This is a genomic window from Litoribacter populi (assembly GCF_007483685.1).
GTDB classification, from domain to species: Bacteria; Bacteroidota; Bacteroidia; order Cytophagales; family Cyclobacteriaceae; genus Litoribacter; species Litoribacter populi.
The window spans coordinates 3,585,385-3,593,012 of record NZ_VMKN01000001.1 but is presented as its reverse complement, the minus strand read 5'-3'; the positions used below and the strand labels follow the sequence as shown (position 1 = coordinate 3,593,012).

At 43.5% G+C, this 7,628-nt stretch carries 7 protein-coding genes; 6 read left to right on the top strand and 1 reads right to left on the bottom strand.

All coding sequences use genetic code 11. The features are described from left to right. Positions 1 to 46 precede the first annotated feature (46 nt). Genes FPL27_RS15620 through FPL27_RS15605 form a run of 4 tightly spaced genes read left to right on the top strand, consistent with a single transcriptional unit; the run spans position 47 to position 3,689 of the window. Entirely contained in the window at positions 47 to 445 is a 399-nt protein-coding gene (locus FPL27_RS15620; RefSeq protein ID WP_143962030.1) for a transposase, read from the top strand. Then, entirely contained in the window at positions 442 to 1,305 is an 864-nt protein-coding gene (locus tag FPL27_RS15615; protein ID WP_143962029.1) for an IS3 family transposase, read from the top strand. The genes FPL27_RS15620 and FPL27_RS15615 overlap by 4 nt, the downstream gene beginning before the upstream one ends. 20 nt (positions 1,306 to 1,325) lie before the next feature. Next, on the top strand, positions 1,326 to 2,378 hold the full coding sequence (locus FPL27_RS15610) for a threonine aldolase family protein (RefSeq protein ID WP_143962028.1): 1,053 nt from the start codon (positions 1,326 to 1,328) through the stop codon (positions 2,376 to 2,378). Between the two features lie 48 nt (positions 2,379 to 2,426). After that, positions 2,427 to 3,689: a replication-associated recombination protein A gene (locus FPL27_RS15605; RefSeq protein ID WP_143962027.1), complete on the top strand. Its 1,263-nt coding sequence runs from the start codon at positions 2,427 to 2,429 to the stop codon at positions 3,687 to 3,689. A 135-nt stretch (positions 3,690 to 3,824) separates the two neighbouring features. On the opposite strand, the gene FPL27_RS15600 is transcribed toward FPL27_RS15605, so the two are convergent. Further along, complete coding sequence (locus FPL27_RS15600) at positions 3,825 to 5,060, bottom strand: hypothetical protein (protein ID WP_143962026.1); 1,236 nt, start codon at positions 5,058 to 5,060, stop codon at positions 3,825 to 3,827. Between the two features lie 158 nt (positions 5,061 to 5,218). Here FPL27_RS15600 and FPL27_RS15595 point away from each other — a divergent pair, with 158 nt between their 5' ends. Together FPL27_RS15595 and FPL27_RS15590 are read left to right on the top strand one after the other, a co-directional pair. Further along, a complete protein-coding gene (locus FPL27_RS15595; RefSeq protein WP_143962198.1) occupies positions 5,219 to 6,709 on the top strand; it encodes a DUF5687 family protein in 1,491 nt (496 codons plus the stop codon). Beyond that, complete coding sequence (locus tag FPL27_RS15590; RefSeq protein ID WP_143962025.1) at positions 6,706 to 7,398, top strand: ABC transporter ATP-binding protein; 693 nt, start codon at positions 6,706 to 6,708, stop codon at positions 7,396 to 7,398. The genes FPL27_RS15595 and FPL27_RS15590 overlap by 4 nt, the downstream gene beginning before the upstream one ends. Positions 7,399 to 7,628: the final 230 nt, after the last annotated feature.

The window sequence follows — 7,628 nt, the reverse complement described above, 5'->3', positions numbered from 1 at the left end:
TGTATGTCCCTGATATAGGTTGACCACTTTTACTCAATTCTATATCATGAAAGCAAACTTAAAATCCATCAACAAGACAAGGCAATTCAGTGTGGAGTTCAAGAAATCAATTGTTGCCGAATTTGAAAAAGGTAACTTTAGCGTTCTGCAACTGAGTCGCCTCCATTCAGTACATTTTCAGACCATTTACAATTGGATCTATAAATTCTCTACCTTTAACGAAAAGGGGTATAGAATCATTGAAATGGAGGATAGCACAAGTAAAAAGCTAAAGGACCAAGAATCAAGAATAAAAGAACTGGAGCGGGCGGTAGGCCAAAAGCAGCTTAAGATTGAATATCTTGAAAAGCTTATAGAAGTGGCGGGTGAAGATCTAGGCATGGACTTAAAAAAAAATTCCGGCACAGAACGCTCGAATGGTACACCCAAAACAAGGCAAAAGTGAAGTATTCACTTAACAAATTCTACGCTGTGTCAGGGATTACCAAGCAGGGTTTTCGGCAATACAGAGAGAGACAAGAGGTTTTTGAAGCTAATATTCAAATACTTATATCAGAGGTTGAACTGCTCAGAGAGGAACATCCCGGATGTGGGGTAGAGAAAATGTATGACACCCTCAAACCAGGATTTCTGGGGCGGGATCGGTTTGTGGAACTGTTTATGGAGCTGGGATATCGAGTAAGGAGGTACAAGAACTACCACCGCACCACCTATTCGACCAGCAGATACTTTCCAAATTTGATAAAAGGCTTTGAGGTCAATAGTCCTTCCATCATCTGGCAGTCCGATATTACTTATATAAAGCTTGGGGATAGATTTTATTACGCTGTTTTTATCCTGGACGTTTATACAAGAAAGATCGTTGGATATCAGGTATCGGACCACATGCGAGCAACAGCCAACATGGCGGCTTTGAAAATGGCATTCAAGGAAAATAAGCCTCCTCAGATACACCACTCGGACAGAGGCAGCCAATATGTTTATGAGTTGTACATCAATATGTTGATGGAGAAAAGTTGTCAGATAAGTATGGGGCTTTCCGCCCAGGACAATGCCTATGCGGAAAGAATCAACCAGACCATAAAGGACGAATATCTAAGGCATTGGAACCCCACAACATCGAGTCAACTTATCAAAGATGTCAAAAGGGCCGTCAATCATTACAATACCAAAAGGATCCATAAAAACCTGAATAAGCAGACCCCATTACAGTTTGAACAAAAGTGGTCAACTTACAGCAGGGAAAACAGACCGGTATTGACTATATTTAACAACGAAATTCAATTACAAAACGGTCAACACTAATCAGGGATCGACATTGAAGAATGAACATAGAACTACGAAGCGATACTTTTACAAAGCCCACCAAGGGCATGATGGAGGCGATGTTCAATGCCGAAGTCGGGGATGATGTATTCAATGAGGATCCCACGGTAAACCAACTGGAACAAAAACTGGCTGAGATGTTCGGCATGGAGGCCGGGCTTTACTGCCCTTCCGGTACCATGACCAATCAGATCGCCATCCGCTTGCATACCGGGCCGCAGACAGAGATCATCTGCCATAAATATTCTCACATCTACCTTTACGAAGGTGGAGGCATCATGTCCAACAGCCAGGCTTCTGTGAAGTTGCTGGATGGCCCCTTGGGCAAGCTTTCACCAGAGGATATAGCAGAAGCCATCAATCCCGATGACGTGCATGCGCCGGAGACCACTTTGGTGGCTTTGGAAAACACCATGAACAAAGGTGGAGGTAGCATTTATACCCTTGAGGAGATCAAGCCCATCCGGGAGCTGTGCGGAAAGCACGGTCTGAAGCTGCACCTTGACGGGGCAAGACTTTTCAATGCCCTGGCGGTGACTGACGAGGACCCGAAGGATTGGGGGAAAGCATTTGATTCCATCTCCATCTGCCTGAGCAAAGGACTTGGCTGCCCTGTAGGCTCTGTGCTTCTGGGCAATTCCAAATTCATTCACAAAGCCCGAAAAGTCAGAAAGGCTTTGGGCGGGGGGATGAGACAGGCAGGCTTTTTGGCGGCAGCTGGAATCTATGCCTTGGACCATCATGTGGAAAGGCTGAAGGAAGACCACCAACGGGCAGACAGGATCGGACAGATTCTGGATCGGCAGGAATGGGTCAGCGAGGTGTTTCCGGTGAAGACAAATATTGTCATTGCAAGGCTGAAAGATGTAACGCCTGCCGATATGCTGGAGAAGCTGAAAGGCGGAGGCATCAGGGCGGTAAAATTCGGCAAGGATCAGATCAGGTTCGTAACACACCTGGACTTTACGGACGAGCATCTGGAGGCTTTTGAAGAGAAGGTTTCGAGTTTTCGTCTACAAAGGGACACCCACCACGGCGGGCAGGCAGAGTAGCACGGAGTTTGGCACAGAGGTTTCACAGAGTAATAAAATGGACTACGAATGAACAACACCCCATTAGCAGAAAGGATGCGGCCGACCCGGTTGGAGGAACTGATCGGTCAGGAGCATTTGTCTTCCCCAACTTCCTTTCTTTACCGTGCAGTCAAATCAGGCAATATTCCATCCATCATCCTATGGGGACCCCCGGGGGTGGGCAAGACCACTATTGCCAACATCATCGCCAATGAGGTGAAGGCGCCTTTTTACACCCTTAGCGCTATCAGTTCGGGAGTGAAGGACATCCGGGAGGTAATCGAAAAGGCCAGGTTCCAGCAGGGCGTGGTGCTTTTCATCGATGAGATCCACCGCTTCAACAAAAGCCAGCAGGATGCCCTTTTGGCTGCCGTGGAAAAAGGCACCATACGCCTGATCGGCGCCACCACCGAAAATCCTTCCTTTGAGGTCAATGCGGCGCTTTTGTCCCGGTGCCAGGTTTTTACGCTCAACAGCCTGGGCAGAGCTGAGTTGGAGCGGATGATCAGCCAGGCACTGGAAAAGGACGTGGAGTTGAAAAAGGTGGAGGTGAAGCTTGAGGAGATTGACGCTTTGCTGCGGATTTCCGGAGGTGACGGCAGGAAACTGCTCAACCTGCTTGAGATCGTCATCAACGGCATCGACGAGCGGCCCTGTGTGATCACCGACCAAAAGGTTATGGAGATTGCCCAGCAGAAGGTTGCCCTTTATGACAAGTCCGGCGAGCAACATTATGATATCATTTCCGCTTTCATCAAATCCATCCGGGGTTCCGATCCAAATGCTGCTGTCTATTGGCTGGCCAGAATGATTGAGGGAGGGGAGGACGTTAAGTTTATCGCACGGCGCCTAGTGATTTTGGCTTCCGAAGACATCGGTAATGCCAATCCAAATGCCCTGCTTTTGGCCACTAACTGCTTTGAGGCGGTCAAGATGATCGGTTACCCAGAGGCCAGGATCGTGCTTTCCCAGTGCGTGACCTATCTGGCAAGTTCGGCCAAGAGCAACGCCAGTTACATGGCTATCAATAAGGCCCAAGCCATTGTGAGACAGGAGGGAGACTTGCCTGTGCCGCTGCATTTGAGAAATGCCCCGACCAAGTTGATGAAGGACCTCAATTACGGGAAGGAATACAAGTATTCCCATGACTACGAAAACAACTTCGTGGCTCAGGAATTTCTCCCCGACAAGCTCAAGGGCGCCAAACTTTATGATCCCGGCAACAATGCCCGAGAAAACGAGCTGCGCAGAAACCTGCAGAAGCTCTGGGGAAAGAAATACGGATACTAAGACGAAAAGGGGATACAGGGTAAAAAAAAGTTCAAAAATGAGTTTCACAGAGTTTTTTTATAATATAGCTGCCGCGAAGGAGCCTCTGCGAAACTCTATTTAAAACTCTGTGAAACTCCGTGTCCCATTGTTTTCCTACATCAACCTAAACTCTTCCACTTTCTCGATTTTTTGCTTGAGGTCGGCGATGTTGATGCTGTCCTTGATGCCGTTGTCACGGGAGGTTTTCTTGGCTTTTAGGTTGAAATTGATTTTTTCGTAAACAAACAAAGGGTCTTCCATTTGGCCGTTCACCTTGTTGCCCTGAATAATCCCGTTTCGGTGAGCTAGCGCAATGGCTTCCAAAACCTTCACGTGGTAATTGTCCGCTATTTCAAAGAAATTATCGTAGTAGAGGATAAATTTCTTGGACATGTCTACCAAGGAAAAGATGTGGGCATTGTAGTGTTTTAGATTTTGCTCCTGCTGCAGAAGAGTTGCATATTGAATTTCTCCTCGATTATTTCGGTATTTGTTTTCAAGCGATACAATATGCTTTTCTACGTTTTCCTTTGAAAACCCACCGAGTACTCTATTGAAATAGGCATCCAACGTTTCGCTGTTTTTTCTGTCAGGAATGTCAAAATCTAGTTTCGGGGCTTCCTTCTTAAGTTTGCCTAGCAATTCCAACTGGAGGTTTTCCAGCATCACGATCCTGTCGTTGGTGGAGGATTGGTTGGCGATGTTGGCCTTATCAAGGGCGGTGTAGTAGGTTAAGTATTTATTAAGCTCGTTTTCGAATTTCTTAAGTCTATCGTAATCCGGTTTCTTTTCCCCCAGCATGGAACTGTAGGCGACGTTCAGCAAGGAGTTGGATGCAAAGACAGCCTGGGAAACAAAAGGCACGCCTGCGGTGATGGGGCTGGCGATGATGTTGTTGGTAATTTCCAGGAAACGGTCCATTTTGGTTTTGCTTTCGAAGAAGGCGGTTTTCTTGGCCGTCTCTATGATCACGTCTTGGAAGGAAAATCCCAAAGGTCCTCCTTGGATGCTTCCTAGTGTCTTGATAAACCCCTGATAATCCTCATCGGTCACTCTGGATTTAAGGTTTATAATGTCATCACTGAGTTTTTTATAAACCGTCGTGGAGTGTAGTATTGAAGATTTAAGTGATAGCCACTTGGTCTCATCGGAAACCTTTTTGTCACGAATCAGGTCATTGATGGCCAGGTTGGTGATTTCAAGCGTTCCTGAAAGATTCTCATTGTAATTTCTAAGAGACTCGATTTCTTTTTCCATTCTTAGGATTTTCAAAGAATCGAATTCCTGTTGTCCATAGGCAGTAAAAATTACCGTCCCAAACAACAGAGTTAATAAAGCTTTTCTTATCATATAATTAGCTGGCTTATAGCATTTAATTACAGCAAATATAGAGTAGAGTAAGGCTTTCAGATTCTAAAGAACACTCTTAAATTTTGTTAATGGAATTTGATCAAGGGGAAAGAAGATTAAATAGAAAATCTTATATTGCTTGCCTAAATTTTCTTGATATGATCTTTCAGTTTTTACGACTAGAAATGCTGAAGCTTTCTAGGTCTAGTAGTTTTGGCAGGAGCCTGGCAGTAGCTCTGTTTCTGGGGCTGGTTGGGTTGCTTTTGCTCAGTTATGTTTTCTTGCTAGGTATAAGTCTTCCTTATTTACTTAATAATTTTTTTGAAGGAGAGGAATCGGTAACCGTGTTAAACCGTTACCTTATTTATTTCTTCCTTTTCGAAATAATATATCGATACTTTATCCAGAGTTTGCCTGTCCTGGATCTGGAAAACTGGCTTCACCATCCCGTTAAAAAGAGATTCATCATCAACTTTCTTTTGGGGAAATCTTTTGTGTCACCTTTAAATATTATAGTAATACTTCTCTTTCTACCCATCACCGTGATGGAAATTGCCCCAACATACGGTACAGTGCAGGCTTTTCAGTGGTTTGGCTTTTTGGTGATGTTGAGTTGGTCGCTTCATTATTTGGTGATGTGGTTCAAGCAATCTTATGATGACAGTATTTGGAGCATTGTGATGCTTGCAGTAGTGATGATACTGAGTAGCGGAGCCAATTATATGGGCTGGTTTGATATTGGCGTTGTGGTTCAGCCGGTGTTTGAACTTGCCTTGGCAAATATCTTTCTCTTTATTTTGGGTATCTTACTCTTTATGGGGTCCTATTATATTGCCTTTTATTTTTACCGACGTCATGCCTATGTAGAAGATTTGACCTCGGAAGAAGATATCAAGTTCGGGAATCAATCAATCGGTTTTTTCAACAGGTTTGGAATGGCAGGGGAATATGCCAATCTAGAGTGGAAGCTTATCATCCGACACAAGAAAAGCCGTACCTATTTGAACTTGGCTGGTTTTTTTCTTCTGTATGGGCTTATATTTTACACTAATGATGCAGGGTATGTTCCAGGCGAAACTTTCCCTTATTTGTGGGTCTTTGTAGGCTCGTTTATCACCGGAATCTTTGTCCTTCAATATGGTCAGCTTTTCTTAAGCTGGAACTCGGCTAATTTCGACTTTTTCCTTTCCCGAAAAGACGGTGTAGAAGAGTTGGTAAAAGGTAAATACTTACTTTTTGCAAGTATTTGTCTGTTATGTCTTTTGCTATCGGTCCCTTATGTATATTTTGGGTGGGACATATTGCTTATACATGTTGTCATGTTTGTATTCAACTTAGGAGTTATAATGCACCTGGTCATTTGGTTTTCCTTGTATAAACCCAAACCAATGGACCTGAACAAAGGAGCTATGTTCAATTATGAAGGTGTGGGGATGGCGCAGTTTCTTATGATCATACCCATGATGGTTGCGCCCTATATCATTTTCTTGCCGGTTGCGGCCATTTGGGGGCCTTATACAGGGTTAGCGGCTTTGGGGATTATTGGGTTGACTGGGATTTTAGGGTTTAAAAAACTAGCTGCCATTTCGGTCAACAGGATCGTTTCTAATAAATATGAGATTTCATCAGCTTTTCGACAAGAATTATGATCAAGATAGAGAATTTAAGAAAGCAATATAAGACAGCCCTAGTGCTTGACATTCCAAACTTGGAAATCAAGCATGGCGAATGTTTTGGCCTTGTAGGCAATAATGGAGCAGGTAAGACGACACTTTTCCGGATGATTTTGGATTTGGTGCGGCCTACTGAAGGTGCAGTGTACTATGAAGGTATAAATGTGCGTGAAGATGAAGCTTGGAAAAGGGAGGTCGGGGCCTTTCTAGATGAGCATATGTTATTGGGGTATCTGACACCCGATGAGTATTTTGAGACGCTCCGAAAAGTTTATGGACTTTCTGATGCCGACCTATCCATTCATCTGGAGAAGTTCACTGATTTTTTTAATGATGAAATATTAGGGAAGAAAAAATACATCCGGGATTTGTCTAAAGGTAATATCAAAAAAGTTGGGATTGCAGCAGCATTGATGGGAAAACCCAAGATGGTGTTGTTAGATGAACCCTTTGAGAACCTTGACCCAACTTCCCAAAACAGGTTGAAACGGCTTGTGGTGGAGGAAAGTCACAAGGATTTAACCTTTCTAATCTCCAGTCATGATCTGAACCATGTCACGGAGATCTGCGACCGGATAGTTCTCCTAGAAAAGGGTGAAGTGAAAAAGGATCTTCAGGACAAAATGGAGATGGGGCATGAGCTAAATACTTACTTCAACCGATAAAAAAAATAAAAAAAATCAGGATTACATAAAAAATGGCCGAAAGGCCTTTTTTTATGCCTCTAGGGTATTTTTTTGGCTTTCAAAAAGGATTATTTCAATAAAAAATATATTAAATGTCAGTAATAGCTTGTAAAATGTGGCTCATGTTTTGATATGTAGTAAATATATTCTGAAGAAGTTTTGGTTTATTCAAAAACAATATTTACTTTTGAAATATCAATTCTGTATTT

Excerpts from the sequence above, each read along its gene's own strand:
- FPL27_RS15620 (WP_143962030.1), top strand. The coding sequence starts at position 47 with ATGAAAGCAAACTTAAAATCCATCAACAAGACAAGGCAATTCAGTGTG.
- FPL27_RS15610 (WP_143962028.1), top strand. The coding sequence starts at position 1,326 with ATGAACATAGAACTACGAAGCGATACTTTTACAAAGCCCACCAAGGGC.
- FPL27_RS15605 (WP_143962027.1), top strand. The coding sequence starts at position 2,427 with ATGAACAACACCCCATTAGCAGAAAGGATGCGGCCGACCCGGTTGGAG.
- FPL27_RS15600 (WP_143962026.1), bottom strand. The coding sequence starts at position 5,060 with ATGATAAGAAAAGCTTTATTAACTCTGTTGTTTGGGACGGTAATTTTT.
- FPL27_RS15595 (WP_143962198.1), top strand. The coding sequence starts at position 5,219 with ATGATCTTTCAGTTTTTACGACTAGAAATGCTGAAGCTTTCTAGGTCT.
- FPL27_RS15590 (WP_143962025.1), top strand. The coding sequence starts at position 6,706 with ATGATCAAGATAGAGAATTTAAGAAAGCAATATAAGACAGCCCTAGTG.